The following is a 16,825-nucleotide window of genomic DNA, read 5'->3' on the forward strand; positions in this document are numbered from 1 at the left end:
CTTTACAACACAAAATTAAAACATTTAAATGAGAGAATTCTTTAAGTATTTATTTGCCTCTATGCTGGGCTTTTTCTTATCAATAGTAATTGTATTTGTGATCTGCTTCGTAGTTGTTGTGGGTTTAATATCTTCTATTGATAGCGACAAAACCGTTGTTGTGTCTAACAATTCGGTACTATTCCTAAATTTAGACCAGGCCATTACAGAACGTACCCCAAAAAATCCGTTCGGCAACCTGCCAATTGTTGGTAGTGAAGAAAAAGATGGGATTGGCTTAAACGATTTCTTAAAAGCAGTACAAAAAGCCAAAACAGATGATAATATCAAATGTATTTACCTGAATGTGAGCAGTCCGAACGCGGGTTTTGCAACTTTGCGCGAGGTTAGGAATGCGTTGATCGATTTCAAAAAATCCCATAAAAAAATTATCGCCTACAGCGAAGTGTATACTCAAGGGGCTTATTATTTAGCTTCTGTGGCTGATAAGGTATATTTAAATCCCGAAGGCGCACTAGAATTTAAAGGATTTAGCTCGGAACTGACCTTCTTTAAAGGAACTTTAGAAAAAGTTGGGGTAGAAATGCAGGTTATCCGCGTGGGGAATTACAAAAGTGCGGTTGAGCCTTTTATTTTGGATAAAATGAGCGATTATAACCGCAAACAGGTTACGGCTTATGTTGGTGGTTTATACAATACTTTCTTAACTGACATTGCACAAAGCAGAAATATCCAAAAAGATAGTCTTTATAACATTGCCGATAATTACAAAGTACAACAGCCACAAGATGCGGTAAACTTTAAAATGATCGATGCTTTAAAGTATAAGGATCAGATTTTAGAGGAATTAAAAGGCTTATCCGGAAGAACAAGGGGTGAAAATATCCGTGCTGTAAGTATTAACGATTACGCCAAAAACAATACTGATACAGGCGAAGGAAAAGATAAAATTGCCGTAATTTATGCCAATGGCGAAATTAATGGCGGCGAAGGTTCTGACAACCAGATTGGTTCGGAACGTATTTCCAGAGCTATTAGAAAAGCACGTTTAGATGATAACATTAAAGCAGTGGTTTTACGTGTAAACTCTCCCGGAGGTAGCGCACTTGCTTCGGATGTGATCTGGAGAGAAGTGGTATTAACCAGAAAAGAAAAACCAGTTATTGCTTCGTTTGGTGATGTTGCCGCATCAGGCGGTTATTACATTGGTTGCGCTGCTGATAGCATTTTTGTGCAGCCGAATACCATTACAGGTTCTATCGGTGTATTCGGTATTATCCCGAACTTCCAAAATTTAATGACCAACAAACTGGGAATTACATTTGATGGCGTTAAAACCGGTAAATATGCAGATATTATGGCCACTAACCGCCCTATGACTGCAGGAGAAAGATTCATTATCCAAAATGAACTAAACCGAATTTACAGCGGTTTTGTGAGCCGTGTGGCCGATGGAAGAAAGAAAAGCAAAGCATATATCGATAGCATTGGTGGTGGCCACGTTTGGATCGGTACAGATGCTGTTCAAATCGGTTTGGCCGATAGAATAGGAAGTTTTAACGATGCCATTAAGGCAGCCGCTAAAAAAGCTAAATTAAATAATTACAGGGTTGTAGAATATCCAGATGTAATTGATCCATGGAAATCGTTAATGGATGAGGGTACAGACAAGATTAAAACCTATTACACCAAACAGGAACTTGGCGATAACTACATGCTTTACCAACAAATGAAAAAGGTAATTGCAAGCTCTGGCATTCAGGCCAGAATGCCATTCGAGGCAGTAATTAAGTAATAATTAAACCTCGCAGGTTTTGAAGGCTGAAGCTGTTTAAAAACCTGCGAGGTTTATATAAAATTATTCATCTAAAATCTCCGATCTCACGTCTTTCTTACTCTATCACCTTCCACTCAGGATGCAAAGTAAGATAGGTAGCGTTAACCGGAATATTCACCTGATGAACCGTTAGGGCAATACTTTTCCCTTTTAAAAATTCAAAGCCAATTCCGTCTTTTTTGGCATCGTAAACCGCAACGGTATCTTTATCTTCATTTAAATAGGCAGAAAGTTTTTCAATGGTTGGAAACTTCGATTTCACATCTTCCAAAGTGCTGCCAGTTGCCAGGCCATCCTTTGTTTTAAACTTATTGGAGGTAACTCTAATCTGCTTTACATCTTTTACACGCATACTGGTATCCCGATAAGAAGAATATACCGCAATTTCGTTGCGGCGTTTAGCGGTAGAATCGTCACTGTACCAAATCCCCCAGGCTTTTCCCATTGCGGCATCACCGGAATTTGGTCTGCCTAATTTTTTTCCTACCTCTTCCATATCCTCTCCAAGGTTAATTTCACCAATCGACCGACCAGCTACAACCAGGAAGCGCTCATCAACACTTTGCATTGGTGTTGATGCTAAATTACTTACCGAATCGGTATTTTGATCTGTTTTACTGGCAGATTGACAAGCGGCTACACTCATACTTAATCCCAAGAGGGCGAATTTTATAGATTTCATGATTGTTAAACAATACTTTAATAAATTTGTGTTTTAATTTTATGAGCACAGGGAGGATTTGAGGCATTATTTCCTAATTTTACCCCTTATGGAAAATAAGACCATCGCCCGCACCCTACGCCTCTTATCGCAGCTCATGGAACTGCACGAAGAAAATCCTTTCAAAATTAAATCTGTTGCAAATGCCTATTTTAAGGTAGATAAATTACCCTTTGCTTTAAAAGACAAACCTTTAGCGGAACTAGATAAAATTGAAGGTATCGGTAAGGGACTGGCTTCCAAAATCATTGAACTTCTCCAAACCGGAGAATTAAAAGAACTTAACGAAATTCTAGAGAAAACGCCCCAAGGTGTGGTAGAAATGCTGGCCATAAAGGGCATCGGACCGAAAAAAATATTCATTATCTGGCGTACCTTAGGTATAGAAAGTATAGGTGAATTGTATTATGCCTGTAACGAAAACCGCTTGATTGAAGCCAAGGGCTTTGGTTTAAAAACCCAGGAAGAAATTAAGAATGCGATCGAATTTAAGCTCGCAGCCAACGGACGGTTTTTATACGCGCAGGTTGAAGGTTTTGCCAAAACTTTATTTACACAGCTTGCTGATTGGACTGGAAAAATTGACAACAGTGCCATTTTGGGCTTCGCCGGTCAGTACCGCCGCGCCTGTGAGATTATCGATGAACTGGAAATTGTGATCGGTGCTGAACAAATTGATGCCCTTAAACAAAACTTGCCTGCTTTCGAAGCACTCTCGCTGATTGAAGCGGAAAATTCTTTCATCTGCACTACTGAAGCTGGCTTCAGAATAAAAATTTATGCAGTTGAAAAAGCTGAATTTTATTTACAATGGTTCAAACGCACAGGAAATACCGAACATGTGGAGCAGGTTTTAGCATTAGCAGGTAATGGTCCTTTTACAAGTGAGGAAGAAATTTACAGCAAAGCAGGTTTATCTTTTATCGAGCCCGAGCTTCGCGAAGATTTTGATGAAATTGAACTGGCGAAAGCAGATAAACTCCCTACCTTAATCCAATATGAAGATTTAAAGGGTAGTTTACACAACCACTCTACCTGGAGCGATGGCGTACATACCCTGGAGCAAATGGCTGTATATTGCAAAGAAAACTTAAATCTTCAGTATTTAGGAATATGCGATCACTCTAAAACCGCTGTTTATGCGAAAGGTTTAAACGAGCAACGTGTTTTTGGTCAACACCAGGAAATAGATGAGCTAAATAAAAAACTCGCTCCCTTTAAAATCTTCAAAGGTATTGAGAGCGACATTTTAAGTGATGGTTCATTGGATTATTCGGATGATATTTTAAAAACATTCGATTTTGTAGTGGCTTCTGTACACAGCAATTTACGCATGGACGAAGCCAAGGCAACTGCACGTTTACTTAAAGCTATTGAAAATCCATACACTACTATTTTAGGACACCCGACAGGCCGCTTATTGTTAAGTAGGGCCGGATATCCGATAGATTATAAAAAGATTATCGATGCCTGTGCAGCAAACAAAGTGGTGATCGAAATTAATGCGAATCCCTTACGTTTGGATTTAGACTGGCGCTGGCACCGTTACGCTTTAGAAAAAGGCGTATTGCTTTCTGTAAATCCAGATGCTCACAGAACCGAAGGTTTCAACGATATGCATTATGGAATACTAGTTGCCCGCAAAGGTGGTTTAAGTGCCGACAAGTGTTTAAATGCTTTTACATTGGAGGAGATAACAGCGTATTTTAATAGTAGAAGGGTTTAGGGTTTAGGGTTTAGGGTTTAGGGTTTAGGGAAACAGGCCCTAAGCTGTCTTGTTTTAAATCTCACAAATAAATCTGTGTAATCTTAAAATCTGTGTAATCAACCCGGCAGGAAAAAATCAATCTATTTAATATCTTTGCCACATGATAAGTGAAATTGCCAACCGCATATTTAATCAAGTAATTACAGACTACCATAAGTTTGATGATATTGACCATCCGGTTGAAAACCCGTACGATGCCGAAAGTTTAGAGCATCTCTTTTACGTTAAAAACTGGATCGATACGGCACAATGGCACATGGAAGATGTGGTGCGTAACCCTCAGATTGATCCTGTTGAAGGTTTGAGCTGGAAAAGACGTATTGACGCTCAAAACCAGGTACGTACCGATATGGTTGAGTTTATTGATGGTTATTTCTTAAATCTTTATCAGGGAATTTCAGCTTTACCAGATGCTAAAATCAATACAGAAAGTCCTGCATGGGCGATAGACAGGCTTTCTATCCTGGCACTAAAAATTTACCATATGCAGGAAGAGGCCGAACGCGAAAGTGCCTCCGTTGAGCATCGTGCACAATGCCAGACGAAATTAAATGTACTGTTATCGCAACGCGAAGATCTTTCAACCAGTATTGATGAGTTATTGGCAGATATTGAGGCAGGCAAAAAATACATGAAAGTATATAAACAAATGAAAATGTATAACGACCCGAGTTTAAATCCGGTATTGTATAATAAAGCATAAATTAATCAACCACCAAGACACGAAGAACACAAAGAATGCCTTGATGCTCTTTGTGCCTTCGTGGTAAAACATTATGGCTGCAACCCAAAAAATTATCGTTTTACGCTTTTCGGCAATGGGCGATGTAGCCATGGTAGCCTCTGTTTTACACGAATTTTCAGAGCAGCATCCATCTGCAGAAATCGTTATGGTGAGCAGACCTGCCTTTAAGCCATTTTTTGATGGCATTCCAAACCTGATCTTCCACCCTATTGAGCCTAAAACCGTTCATAAGGGAATTGATGGTTTATACAAACTCTATCAAGAACTCCGCAGCTATAAACCAAATGCAATAGCCGATTTACACGATAATTTAAGGAGCAGGGCAATTTCTACGTTCTTTCGTTTAACCGGAACAAAAATTAGGCGGATAGATAAAGGAAGAGCTGAGAAAAAGAGATTAACACGTAGCAATAACAAAGTTTTCAAGCCCCTCCGTCAAACGGTAGAGCGTTATGCTGATGTTTTCCGCGAATTGGGATTTAGTGTTAAGCTAAGTCATAAATTAGCTAAATCTCCTCAGGAAATCCCGGCAAATGCACAAGATTTATTTGCCAATAAAGCAACAAAAAAAATAGGCATCTCCCCTTTTGCACAACATGTTTATAAAGTATATGCTTTAGAAAAAATGGAAGCGGTAATTGCCTCATTAAGCAGACTGGGGTATGAACTTTTCATATTTGGTGGTGGTAAAAAGGAACAGGAAATAGCCGGAAAATGGGCTGAAACGCATAAAAGAGCTCATAATTTAATCGGTAATTTTAACTTAACTGAAGAACTTGCCATTATTTCAAACTTGGATTTGATGTTAAGTATGGATTCATCCGGCATGCACATGGCATCACTTGCTGGTATACCCGTTGTGTCTATTTGGGGACCAACACATCCATATGCTGGCTTTTTGGGCTACGGGCAATTGGAAAGCGACTGTATCCAGATTGATCACCCTAACAGGCCCAATTCTATTTATGGAAACAAACCCTGCCTTTGCGGTGTTGAAAACTGTATAGACTTAATTAAGCCTGAAACAATTGTAGATAAAATTAAAGAGAAATTAAATGGCTAAGCAATTACTTTTGGTCCGTCACGGTAAATCGGATTGGGGAAATTTAGATTTAAAAGATTTCGACCGGCCACTAAACAAACGTGGCAAAGAAAATGCACCGGAAATGGCAGAAAGACTGATTAATAAAGGCTTCAAATTAGATCTGATTGTAAGTAGTCCGGCGAAAAGAGCCAAATCTACAGCTAAATACTTTGCAGAAGCCTACAATATAGACCATATCCAATTTGAAGAATCTATTTACGAAGCCAATACCCGCGCCCTGCTTAAAGTGCTTAACGGATTAAATAATGGCGCAGACCATGTAGTGATGTTTGGTCATAACCCAGGTTTTACAGATTTTGCGAACGAATTATGCGACGCCGATATTTACAACATTCCAACTGCCGGCATGGTGTTAATTTCTTTTCCTTTTGATTCGTGGCAAATGGTAAGCAAAGGAACAGGAGAACTGGTATTTTTTGATTACCCGAAAAATAGTGATGAAGTTTAAGGCTTTTACCATTAAGGGATTAAGATCATTAAGGCTTAAATTCATTACGGTTTGGCTTCAGCCAACTGCATAAATACTTAACACGGCTTTAGCTCATTGGCGCTGGAAAGGCTTTTCCCGACAAGCACAACCCACAGTTAAATAAACCCGGTAGCAGCGGCAGCCCCTGATCCTTTATCGGGGCTATAGCGAATAACGGGACTGAAGAAGCCAAGTACTACTGAAGGAACATTTTAAAAAAAAATCGCCCACTTAATTATCACAATTTAGATAAGCATATCACAAATCGAATAATTTTATTAACTTTGACTATATAAAACGAAAATCTGGCAATAGACATTTCGGTGAATTCATAACCTAAACTCTTCTGGTTATTTCATAATTCGTATCGCCAGAAAATTTATCCATTAATTTATCTGAACATGAGTTTTGACTATAATACTACGCGTAGCCATTTAATTTTATCGGAATATGGCCGTAACGTTCAAAATATGGTAAAGTATATCTGCGAATTACCAACCATTGAAGAACGTAATAAATATGCCCAGGCGGTTATCGACCTGATGGGTTTTTTACAACCACATTTACGTGATGTTGCCGATTTTAAGCATAAACTTTGGGATCACCTGCACATTATTTCTGGCTACCAGATTGATGTAGATAGCCCATACCCAAAGCCATTAATCGAAAATGCTTACATTAAACCAGCGCCACTGGCCTATCCTCAACAAAGAATTACCTATAAACACTATGGTAAAACCGTTGAGAATCTGATCGAAAAAGCCATGCGCGAAGAAAATGCCGAAATTAAAAAGGCAATGGTTCAAAGCATCGCTAATTTTATGAAAATGGCTTATGTTACCTGGAATAAAGATAATGTGAGTGATGATACCATTATTAAGGACTTAAAGTACCTTTCTGGCGGATTGTTATCACTTGATGAAGGTGTTAACCTGGCCAAGGTAGAATTTAGAGCACAAAACCCTCGCCAAAGTAATAACAACAACAATAACAGGGGTAGAAGCAATAATAATAACAACGGAAAAAACCGTCAAAATAACAACAACAATAACCGTCAACGCAACAACAACAATAAACCTAAATATTAAGGTTGAAGGTTAAAGGAATAAGGCGGAAGGTTAAAAATCCGCCCAATCTTGATACCTGATACTTTGTACTTGATACTAAAAATATATGAACGCATTTGAAATAACAGGCGGAATTAAATTAAAAGGCGAAATTACCCCTCAGGGAGCCAAAAACGAGGCTTTACAGATTTTATCGGCTGTATTGCTTACTGAAAAGAAAGTGACCATCAGTAATATTCCCGACATTAAGGATGTTAACAAGCTGATTGAGTTACTTGGCGATTTAGGCGTTACCGTTGAGCGCATCAATAAAGACACTTATACCTTTGAAGCTAAAAATATTGATTTGAATTTCTTTGAATCTGATACTTTTAAAGCTAAAGGTGGTGGCTTACGTGGTTCGATTATGATTGTTGGGCCATTGTTGGCACGTTTTGGTAAAGCGGCAATCCCGAAACCGGGCGGTGATAAAATCGGTCGTAGAAGACTGGACACACACTTTATAGGTTTCGAAAAATTAGGTGCAAAATTTGTTTACGACAGCAAAAAAGCTTTCTTTAATGTAGATGCAACCAATTTAAAGGGTGCTTACATTTTATTAGATGAAGCATCGGTAACCGGAACCGCAAACATTGTAATGGCGGCTGTTTTAGCAAAAGGCACTACTACGATATACAATGCGGCCTGCGAACCCTATTTACAGCAACTTTGTAAAATGCTTAACCGCATGGGGGCAAAAATATCGGGCATTGGTTCTAACTTGTTAACGATTGAAGGTGTTAGCGTATTAGGTGGAACTGAGCACAGAATGTTGCCGGATATGATCGAGATTGGCTCTTTTATCGGTATGGCTGCAATGACAGAGTCGGAAATTACCATTAAAAATGTTTGTTACGATGAACTGGGTGTAATACCAGAGGTTTTCAAAAAACTGGGCATTAAATTAGAGCGCCGAGGCGATGATATTTACGTTCCTTCTCAAAAACATTACGAAATTGATACATTTATTGATGGTTCGATTTTAACGATTGCCGATTCTCCCTGGCCAGGTTTTACGCCTGATTTATTGAGTATCGTTCTGGTTGTGGCTACACAGGCAAAAGGAAACGTTTTAATCCACCAAAAAATGTTTGAAAGCCGTTTGTTCTTCGTGGATAAACTGATCGATATGGGGGCTCAAATCATCTTATGCGATCCACACCGCGCAACCGTTAATGGTATTGACAAAAAATATAAACTTCGTGGAATCAGCATGACTTCTCCTGACATTAGGGCTGGCGTTTCACTATTAATTGCAGCTTTATCTGCTGAAGGCAAATCGACCATTTATAACATCGAACAGATTGAACGTGGCTATCAGGACATCGACACCCGTTTACGTGCCTTAGGCGCGCAGATTAAGCGTGTAAATGCTGATGCACCGAGCCACTAAGGTAGAAGGTTTAGAGGTGGAGGGTTTAAGGTAAAACCCAAAGCGAAAATAGCATAAAGAAAAACGTCCGGGTAATAATTACCAGGACGTTTTTATTTTGGTCACTTTTTAAGGGGAATCGTCATGATATGAAGATCCTGAAACAAGTTCAGGAGGACGATCGCAGGAACTAATCCATCATCTATCTTACATCATTACCCCGATATTGCAGATGCCGCGGTTTGTGTCATCACAAACCGAAATGAATTTTACCCCGATATCGCATTAATAATATCGTATTGTGTAATAATTTCGATCTTTCCAGATTCATCTTCTACCAATACAGCCGAGTTTTCTTTATTGATCAATGAAGAAATTTTATCAATTGAGGTGTTCAAATCAACAAAAGGGAAAGTAGCCGTCATAATTTCTGAAATCGGTGCCGATTTTAAGCCTGGATTTTCAAGTAATGCACTTAAAATATCACTTTCGGCGATTTTACCCACAATCATTCCTTGTTGTGTTACCGGAATCTGAGAGATATTCATCGATTTAATGGTATTGATGGCCTCAAGTACAGATTTTTGTGCATCAAGTGTTACAATCTCTGTGCTTTCTTTTTTAGCCAGGATAGATTTAGCGGTTAATTTTTCATCCTGTAAAAATCCGCGTTCGCGCAACCAATCTTCATTATACATTTTACCCATATAACGGCTACCGTGATCGTGAAAAATAACAACAACAACATCTTCAGGCTTTAGTTTATCTTTTAACTGAATTAATCCGCCAATGGCAGCACCAGCAGAGTTACCTACAAAAATACCTTCCTTACGTGCAATATCGCGTGTCATTAAAGCAGCATCTTTATCCGTAACCTTTTCAAATAAGTCGATTACATCAAAATTTACGTTTGCCGGAAGGAAATCTTCGCCAATACCTTCGGTGATGTATGGATAAATTTCGTCCTTATCAAATATGCCTGTTTCTTTATATTTCTTGAAAACTGAGCCATAGGTATCGATTCCCCAGATTTTAATATTTGGATTCTTTTCTTTTAAATATTTTCCCGTTCCGGAAATGGTTCCACCAGTACCTACGCCAACCACTAGGTGTGTAATTTTACCTTCTGTCTGCTCCCATATCTCAGGACCAGTTTGCTCATAATGAGCCTGTGAGTTGGCTAAGTTATCATACTGATTAGGTTTCCATGAATTTGGCACCTCTCGTTCTAAACGCGAAGAAACAGAATAATAAGAACGGGGGTCTTCAGGCTCAACATTTGTAGGACAAACGATTACTTCCGCACCAAAGGCACGTAAAGCATCAACTTTTTCTTTCGATTGTTTATCTGTAGTGGTAAAAATACATTTATAACCTTTAATAATGGCCGCCATAGCCAGGCCCATACCTGTATTTCCGGATGTTCCTTCTATAATTGTTCCACCTGGTTTTAGTTTACCACTTTTCTCGGCATCTTCAATCATTTTAACCGCCATACGGTCTTTAATTGAGTTGCCTGGATTAGTAGTCTCTATTTTCGCCAGAATTGTTCCCGGTATTCCTTTTGTTATCGTATTTAATTTTACCAATGGCGTATTGCCAATGGTTTCCAAAATATTATTGTACCACATATTGCAAAATTAAGCAATGGCATTAAGTATTTTATAAACTATATTTTATTTGAAATATAATTTTGAAAACAACAAATTAAAAGAATTAAATTCCATAATCTATAATTATGATAGGCATTATAGATTGATTATTGGGCAGAATGCAATTTCGAAAGTGGATTCGTCATTTCGACTGTAGTGAAACGGAATGGAGAAATCTAATATCTAGTCTTCACTACCCCAACTTGTAAATTTTCCCTGGTAGCGAAACAATAATCCCCTGCATCTCTAAGGTAAGGATTACAATTGCCAGTTTACTCTGCTGAATATTCAATTGAATGCAAAGTTCATCTATAGAAAGCTGGCCGTTTTGCAATACATCAACAACCCGCTGTTCGTTAGGGGTAAGACTAAGGTGTAGCGTGGTTTGCGCTTCCTTTTTCTTTTCTCTCACCTCATCATCCCAACCCAGGTAATAAATCAGATCATGAGCGTTATTTATTAATCCGGCTCTATTGGTTTTGATCAGGAAATTACAGCCTTCCGAAAAAACATCATTTGTTCTGCCCGGAAAAGCATACACATCTTTATTGTAAGAATTTGCGATTTCTGCGGTAATTAAGGCGCCTCCCTTTATTGATGCTTCAACTACAATGGTAGCATCTGCAATCCCTGCAATAATCCGGTTTCTTTGTGGAAAATTAGGCCGATCCGGATTGGTTAGGATTGGGAATTCGGTGAGCAGGCTTCCATTCAAAACCATTTTTTGAGCAATCGTTTTATGAATTTTTGGATACATTCGATCTAAACCGTGACCAAGCACACCAACGGTAGGAATATTATTTACCAAACATTCTTTATGGGCCGTTATATCAATACCATAGGCCAGGCCACTCACGATCAAAACATTGTACGGTGCTAAAACTTCGCACAATTCCTTACAGAGATTTTTTCCGTAGCTTGTTGCATTACGGGTTCCAACGATGCTGATGATACGCTGGTGGTTAAAATCAACCGTACCCTTGGCGTAAAGCAGTATGGGCGAATCGATGCAGTTCTTTAACCTTTTAGGATATTTTTCATCAGCGAAAAACAATACCTCGATTCCATGTTTTTCGATAAAATCCAATTCTTGCCTGGCCCTTACCAAAGCATCGGTACTACGAATGGCTTCAATTGTTTTCTCTCCAATACCCGGAATCTGCAAAAGCTGCTTTCTGCTCGCAGAAAATATATTTTCGGCGTTTCCACAATAGGCAAGAAGATTTTTGGCCGTTACCGGCCCTATAGATTTAATAAATGTTAAAGCAATTTTATGGAGCATGCTCATGATCTGATAAGGTTAAATAAATGCGGGATGATTTATTTCCTTAAAGCAAGCTTAAAAATCAATATCGATTAAACTTTTTAACGGAATGTGAATATTATTCTTTAGCTGTATATATTTTTCTGTAACAGCCCAAACTGTAGTATCAACTCGTTTTGGACCAATGGTAGTATTAAAAGTAATAACGGCTTTTGATTTAAACTCATTACCCAGCCGTTGTGCCTCATCAAGTTTTGTTTTTAATTCAGTAGTGTGATCTTCTTTTGCATTGATGATATTTAAATAACTGATATGTTCCTTTTCTACAATTTCTATTGGCATGGTATCTCTTTAACGATTAATGTTAAACAAGCTTATCAATTTTTTATAAAAAAAACAATACTTATTTTCTCAAATAATGCAATAATCACGTAAAAAAGGCCAGATTTGAGATACAAAACTGGCCTTTTAAGTATAAAGTTTAGTTAATTATTTAAACCTCAGCTTTCTAGTTTCAACCATCCCTTTAAATTCATGATCCATCTTGCCAGAAAGATCTTCAACCTGCGTTTTAGATAGCGGTGAGGTACTGCTGATGATATTATCTTTAAGGAAAGAAGAGAAACCTCCATTGGCTGAATAGTATAAAGCCTGTGCCAATAGCTTTTCCGTTGGATCTCCAAAATCTTTGGTTACATCATCAAAAATATCTTTATCAACTGCCATTCCATCAAAGTAACCGCCTTGATTTAATTGATTTTTGGTTTCAAACTGGGGAATATATAAGTCGTTTTTATCTATACGGATGGAGAAAAAACCAACTGGTTTGCCATAAGTTTTCTTGCCAATTAGTTTAACATCGATTACAGGTTTTAGGTTGTTAATTAACAACTCGCTTGCCGATGCTGTACTACCGGTTACAATAAAGTAAACCCTGGTTAAACTATTCAATACACCACGTTTGGCAAAAACCTCCTGGTTTCCGGCAGCAACCGTAGGTTTGTAAGAATAATCAAAATAAGAGTACATCCGTGTTACACCATCATTACCTTTAGCGTAAAACTTCTGGTTCTGAAGAATAGTGGCTTGATTATCCTGCATTGTCTGTGTCCAGTAAGTGGTGTACATCACTTTACCATTTTGAGCGATTGGTGCAATCAAATTAGTAAAGGCTTCTGATGTAGCAACCGAACCTCCTCCATTATAACGTAAATCGACAACAAGTTCAGTAATTGCATCTGTCGAAAAATTTTTAAATGCTGCATCCAGAAAATCAGTTGAATTGGTGGTAAAACTATTAAAAACAATATATCCCACCTTTTTCGCTCCTACAGTGTAAGTTTTGGTAAAAAGTACAGGATTGATATTATAACTTGCTTTGGTTATTGTTACATCCTGAGTAGTCCCATCCGGTTTTAAAACCGTCATTGAAACCGTTGGGTTCGTACCAAAAATAGCATTCACTACATAATCAATCCTTGCATCAGTGGTATTAATATCTGTGCTACCATTAATTTTAGTAATTTGATAACCTCTTTTTAAGCCTTGAACACCTGCAGGTGATGTTGCATATACATATTTAATCCTTAGATCATTCGCGCTGGCAAAAAATACCGAGAAACCAAAATCTCCAGCCACGCCACCTAATTCTCCAGCTACAGTACCATCATCGATAAATGAATATTTATCTTTTCCTCCGGTACTGGGCAATGCTTTTAAAGCAGCTAAAACCGCATTGTTTGAATTATACTGTCTTGGATTAAAGGCAGAATAACTCGGCATCCCAACATTCCAATAATACGTTTGCTGTGCATACAGGTAAATCGAATCTTTAGTTAACTCTGCCCGGGTTCCTGGCGTACCTTGTGGTGCACCCTCTCCATCTGGGGCATTATTTGATTTTTTACACGATACTGTAAATCCAACCACAATAAGCAAAGCATATAAAAATGCATTTTGCGAAATAAATTTTCTAAGCATATTTATTTGTAAATTTCTAGTGACACAATATACGGCAAATTAATTAATTTAGATTGTTGCTCATCAAATTTATTTGCACCAACAACTAACGCTTGGTTAGCGGATAAATTACTGTTGTTTAATATGTTCTGAAAAATTTCTGCTTTGGTTAAGCCTAGCTCCTCTGCAAAGTATACGGTAAGATATTGCTCTAGCCCATTCCACTCTGTTTGCCTAATTTTATTGAGTTGTTGCTCAAGGTTGCCGATAGTTACAATAAATATTTGTTTGCGGTCTACCACAAGTTCCTGCATAAACCCGAGCATATTTTTATAAAGCAAAAGTTTTAAAGGTAAACGGGCATTCTGATGTAGAAGATCAAAATTATGCTTATACTTCATATCAATGGCAAACTGATCTGCTGTTTTCTCAAAAAGCTTTTCAGTACCATTACTTTCGTACGTTGCACGCATAAATTCTATAATAGGCTGCGCACTTTTCTGCTCGGTATATTCTATAAACTGAGCAAACAGATAATAAACCTGTAGCAAATAATCTTTCTCCGGAAATAACACATCGTCCAATTCAAAAATTACGATCTGCTTGTCCTTAACATGTTGATAAGCATCCATATTAAATTGTAAAAAGTTTTAAATCATCAGCATCGTTATAACCAAATACCCCGTTTAATTTAGGAGATACATTTGTAGGCAGAGCCCCCTCTCCGGTTGAAAAAATCTGATCGCCGTGAATAAATACCGCAAAATTTTGATAAGCAACCTTTTCTTCCGTTGTATAGTCAGCAATTACATCTGCATCAGGTAATAGTACCTGAATACCATACTCACCAAAAAGCACAGCAGATTTGGCCAGTGGCTCTAGTTCAAAATCGTGCAAAGGGATAATACAATCTATGGCCTCGGTAATGCAAAAATTTAATAGAATATGAGCGATACTGTCTTTATTTAATACACCTAAGGATGAAAAGGCATAATTTTCAGTTACAATTCCTGGAACATCGCCATAATCGGCAAGTAAAACAAAATGACGGGGAAACGCTTTCATCAGTTTTAAAGCCTTGGCATTGTTGCCTCCTGTTATCAGTATTTTCAAAGTATAATGATTGAATGAATAAATTAGTGATTGATAGAATGAGTGAATGATCAAATGCCTAGTTAGGGCAGATCATGATCTTATACAATTAAGCCATCCTTCATACTTACCACACGGTCGCTGGTTTTTGCAAGGTGTTCATTGTGCGTAACAATTACAAAGGTTTGATGGAAATTATCGCGCAAACTTACAAACAGCTGATGTAATCCGGCTGCATTTTCAGAGTCTAAATTCCCTGAGGGTTCATCGGCCAATATAATTGAAGGATTATTGATCAGCGCTCTTGCAATGGCTATACGTTGCTGCTCACCGCCAGAGAGTTGATTGGGCTTATGCTGTGCCCTGTCTTTTAACCCAAACAGATCTAACAGTTCAAATGCCCTGCTTTCGGCCTGTTTTTTATTGGTTTTGGCGATGAAAGCCGGAATGCAGATATTTTCAATGGCACTAAATTCTGGCAGCAAATGATGAAACTGAAATACAAAACCGATGTTCTGATTTCTAAAAGTACTCAACAGATCGCCATTCAATTTATTAACAATAGTACCTTTTAGTTCTACAGACCCGGCATCGGGTTTATCCAATGTTCCTAAAATATGCAATAAAGTACTTTTACCTGCACCAGATGGGCCAATAATACTTACAATCTCCCCTTTTTGCACTTCAAAATTTACGCCTTTTAAAATTTGTAGATTTCCGTACGATTTTCTTATTCCAGTGGCTTTTAGCATGCTTCAAATTTAGTAAAATGGTTGGTTAGTTCAATAGTTCATCGTCAATGGTTTATTGGTTAATAGTCTAATTGTTCATTAGCCAATAGTGTACCAGATTTTAGTCCATTGATTATTACAAATTAATTAGTTCCTAATCTGAGTAGTTCTTTAGCGATAGTTCAACAGGCGATAATCCATTGGAAATTCATTATTGGTAATTCATTAAATGCGTTTCTTACACACCCAGGCTATGAACTATCTAACCATGAGCTATCTGGCCATTAGTATCAACCAATTAAAAACAAAAAAAGATTTGCATATATCAATTTTCTACTTAACTTTGAAAAACAAAGCACTTTTAAAATGAGCACTCAAGAAGAACAATTAAATGCCTTAAAAGATATCAGACAAATGATGGACAGGTCATCGAGATTTATTTCTTTGAGCGGTTTATCTGGTGTTTTTGCAGGCGTTATCGCTTTAATTGGGGCTTATTTTGCCAATGACGAAATTAATAAGTTCATCGACAAACGTGGCTACGCTTACGGTGTTGGCGGAGAAATGGACCTGGAATTTAACCTTATAAAACTTGGTATTTTTGTTTTGGTGATCGCATTGGCCGGCGGCATTTTATTTACCTATAGAAAAAGTCAGAAAAACAATCTTCCAATCTGGGATAAAACCTCTAAATCACTTTTAATTAATTTATTTGTTCCATTGGTTGCTGGAGGTTTATTTATTATTGCTTTATTGATTAACCATCCGAACACTTATGCTATTGTTGCACCAAGCTGTTTAATTTTTTATGGTTTGGCGCTTATTAATGCCAGTAAATATACCTACAGCGACATCCGCTACCTGGGGCTTTGCGAAGTAATACTTGGATTAATCTGCATGTTTTACGTAGGTTACGGCTTAATTTTTTGGGCTTTTGGCTTTGGTATATTGCACATTGTTTATGGTCTTTTAATGTATTTTAAATATGAGAGAGGTCAGTAAGG

General features: G+C 37.8%; 16 protein-coding genes. 8 read left to right on the plus strand and 8 right to left on the minus strand.

The window, feature by feature from the left end; all coding sequences use genetic code 11:
- Window positions 1–28: 28 nt before the first annotated feature.
- Entirely contained in the window at window positions 29–1,795 is a 1,767-nt protein-coding gene (sppA, locus tag AC07VK_RS18090) for a signal peptide peptidase SppA (protein WP_492955124.1), read from the plus strand.
- 97 nt (window positions 1,796–1,892) lie between these two features.
- Here the strand turns inward: sppA and AC07VK_RS18095 are convergent, their stop codons facing one another.
- The gene (locus AC07VK_RS18095; RefSeq protein ID WP_492962249.1) at window positions 1,893–2,519 is read right to left on the minus strand and encodes a hypothetical protein; all 627 of its coding nucleotides are present in this window, start codon (window positions 2,517–2,519) and stop codon (window positions 1,893–1,895) included.
- 88 nt (window positions 2,520–2,607) lie between these two features.
- On the opposite strand from AC07VK_RS18095, the gene AC07VK_RS18100 reads away from it, so the two are divergent.
- The 6 genes from AC07VK_RS18100 (at window position 2,608) to murA (ending at window position 9,144) form a co-directional block, all read left to right on the plus strand.
- Entirely contained in the window at window positions 2,608–4,284 is a 1,677-nt protein-coding gene (locus AC07VK_RS18100; protein ID WP_492962251.1) for a helix-hairpin-helix domain-containing protein, read from the plus strand.
- 142 nt (window positions 4,285–4,426) lie between these two features.
- The gene (locus AC07VK_RS18105; RefSeq protein ID WP_057932910.1) at window positions 4,427–5,029 is read left to right on the plus strand and encodes a DUF4254 domain-containing protein; all 603 of its coding nucleotides are present in this window, start codon (window positions 4,427–4,429) and stop codon (window positions 5,027–5,029) included.
- A 73-nt stretch (window positions 5,030–5,102) separates the two neighbouring features.
- Window positions 5,103–6,134 (plus strand): glycosyltransferase family 9 protein, encoded by a 1,032-nt coding sequence (locus AC07VK_RS18110; RefSeq protein WP_492962253.1) that lies wholly within the window; start codon window positions 5,103–5,105, stop codon window positions 6,132–6,134.
- Window positions 6,127–6,624 carry a SixA phosphatase family protein gene (locus tag AC07VK_RS18115; protein WP_057932908.1) on the plus strand — a complete coding sequence of 166 codons (498 nt, stop codon included), beginning with the start codon at window positions 6,127–6,129 and terminating at the stop codon, window positions 6,622–6,624. The genes AC07VK_RS18110 and AC07VK_RS18115 overlap by 8 nt, the downstream gene beginning before the upstream one ends.
- Window positions 6,625–7,046: 422 nt before the next feature.
- The gene (locus AC07VK_RS18120; RefSeq protein ID WP_492962256.1) at window positions 7,047–7,733 is read left to right on the plus strand and encodes a DUF4290 domain-containing protein; all 687 of its coding nucleotides are present in this window, start codon (window positions 7,047–7,049) and stop codon (window positions 7,731–7,733) included.
- Between the two features lie 85 nt (window positions 7,734–7,818).
- A complete protein-coding gene (gene murA, locus AC07VK_RS18125; protein ID WP_492962258.1) occupies window positions 7,819–9,144 on the plus strand; it encodes a UDP-N-acetylglucosamine 1-carboxyvinyltransferase in 1,326 nt (441 codons plus the stop codon).
- Between the two features lie 248 nt (window positions 9,145–9,392).
- Here murA and AC07VK_RS18130 read toward each other — a convergent pair whose 3' ends face one another.
- From AC07VK_RS18130 to AC07VK_RS18160, 7 genes are all read right to left on the minus strand, one after another.
- A complete protein-coding gene (locus tag AC07VK_RS18130; RefSeq protein WP_492962260.1) occupies window positions 9,393–10,754 on the minus strand; it encodes a pyridoxal-phosphate dependent enzyme in 1,362 nt (453 codons plus the stop codon).
- Window positions 10,755–10,968: 214 nt separating this feature from the next.
- The gene (dprA, locus tag AC07VK_RS18135) at window positions 10,969–12,063 is read right to left on the minus strand and encodes a DNA-processing protein DprA (RefSeq protein WP_492962262.1); all 1,095 of its coding nucleotides are present in this window, start codon (window positions 12,061–12,063) and stop codon (window positions 10,969–10,971) included.
- A gap of 51 nt (window positions 12,064–12,114) precedes the next feature.
- Complete coding sequence (locus AC07VK_RS18140) at window positions 12,115–12,381, minus strand: hypothetical protein (RefSeq protein WP_029277171.1); 267 nt, start codon at window positions 12,379–12,381, stop codon at window positions 12,115–12,117.
- Between the two features lie 147 nt (window positions 12,382–12,528).
- A complete protein-coding gene (locus AC07VK_RS18145; protein WP_492955116.1) occupies window positions 12,529–14,019 on the minus strand; it encodes a S41 family peptidase in 1,491 nt (496 codons plus the stop codon).
- Between the two features lie 2 nt (window positions 14,020–14,021).
- Window positions 14,022–14,630 (minus strand): HAD hydrolase-like protein, encoded by a 609-nt coding sequence (locus AC07VK_RS18150; protein ID WP_492962264.1) that lies wholly within the window; start codon window positions 14,628–14,630, stop codon window positions 14,022–14,024.
- 1 nt (window position 14,631) lies between these two features.
- Window positions 14,632–15,111, minus strand: coding sequence for a hypothetical protein (locus AC07VK_RS18155; RefSeq protein WP_492962266.1), 480 nt, complete (start codon window positions 15,109–15,111; stop codon window positions 14,632–14,634).
- Between the two features lie 80 nt (window positions 15,112–15,191).
- Window positions 15,192–15,842, minus strand: a complete 651-nt coding sequence (locus AC07VK_RS18160) for an ABC transporter ATP-binding protein (protein WP_492962268.1) — start codon at window positions 15,840–15,842, stop codon at window positions 15,192–15,194.
- 345 nt (window positions 15,843–16,187) lie between these two features.
- Between AC07VK_RS18160 and AC07VK_RS18165 the strand changes: the two genes are divergently transcribed.
- Complete coding sequence (locus tag AC07VK_RS18165) at window positions 16,188–16,823, plus strand: hypothetical protein (protein ID WP_492962270.1); 636 nt, start codon at window positions 16,188–16,190, stop codon at window positions 16,821–16,823.
- The last annotated feature ends 2 nt before the right edge of the window (window positions 16,824–16,825 follow it).

The sequence above is a fragment of the Pedobacter sp. GW821-FHT01D05 genome (assembly GCF_059422505.1).

What these genes read in the sequence shown, in the direction of transcription:
- AC07VK_RS18095 (WP_492962249.1), bottom strand. Translation starts at nt 2,519, where the DNA reads ATGAAATCTATAAAATTCGCCCTCTTGGGATTAAGTATGAGTGTAGCC.
- AC07VK_RS18145 (WP_492955116.1), bottom strand. Translation starts at nt 14,019, where the DNA reads ATGCTTAGAAAATTTATTTCGCAAAATGCATTTTTATATGCTTTGCTT.
- AC07VK_RS18115 (WP_057932908.1), top strand. Translation starts at nt 6,127, where the DNA reads ATGGCTAAGCAATTACTTTTGGTCCGTCACGGTAAATCGGATTGGGGA.
- sppA (WP_492955124.1), top strand. Translation starts at nt 29, where the DNA reads ATGAGAGAATTCTTTAAGTATTTATTTGCCTCTATGCTGGGCTTTTTC.
- AC07VK_RS18120 (WP_492962256.1), top strand. Translation starts at nt 7,047, where the DNA reads ATGAGTTTTGACTATAATACTACGCGTAGCCATTTAATTTTATCGGAA.
- murA (WP_492962258.1), top strand. Translation starts at nt 7,819, where the DNA reads ATGAACGCATTTGAAATAACAGGCGGAATTAAATTAAAAGGCGAAATT.
- AC07VK_RS18110 (WP_492962253.1), top strand. Translation starts at nt 5,103, where the DNA reads ATGGCTGCAACCCAAAAAATTATCGTTTTACGCTTTTCGGCAATGGGC.
- AC07VK_RS18150 (WP_492962264.1), bottom strand. Translation starts at nt 14,630, where the DNA reads ATGGATGCTTATCAACATGTTAAGGACAAGCAGATCGTAATTTTTGAA.
- AC07VK_RS18130 (WP_492962260.1), bottom strand. Translation starts at nt 10,754, where the DNA reads ATGTGGTACAATAATATTTTGGAAACCATTGGCAATACGCCATTGGTA.
- AC07VK_RS18100 (WP_492962251.1), top strand. Translation starts at nt 2,608, where the DNA reads ATGGAAAATAAGACCATCGCCCGCACCCTACGCCTCTTATCGCAGCTC.
- AC07VK_RS18165 (WP_492962270.1), top strand. Translation starts at nt 16,188, where the DNA reads ATGAGCACTCAAGAAGAACAATTAAATGCCTTAAAAGATATCAGACAA.
- dprA (WP_492962262.1), bottom strand. Translation starts at nt 12,063, where the DNA reads ATGAGCATGCTCCATAAAATTGCTTTAACATTTATTAAATCTATAGGG.
- AC07VK_RS18160 (WP_492962268.1), bottom strand. Translation starts at nt 15,842, where the DNA reads ATGCTAAAAGCCACTGGAATAAGAAAATCGTACGGAAATCTACAAATT.
- AC07VK_RS18105 (WP_057932910.1), top strand. Translation starts at nt 4,427, where the DNA reads ATGATAAGTGAAATTGCCAACCGCATATTTAATCAAGTAATTACAGAC.
- AC07VK_RS18140 (WP_029277171.1), bottom strand. Translation starts at nt 12,381, where the DNA reads ATGCCAATAGAAATTGTAGAAAAGGAACATATCAGTTATTTAAATATC.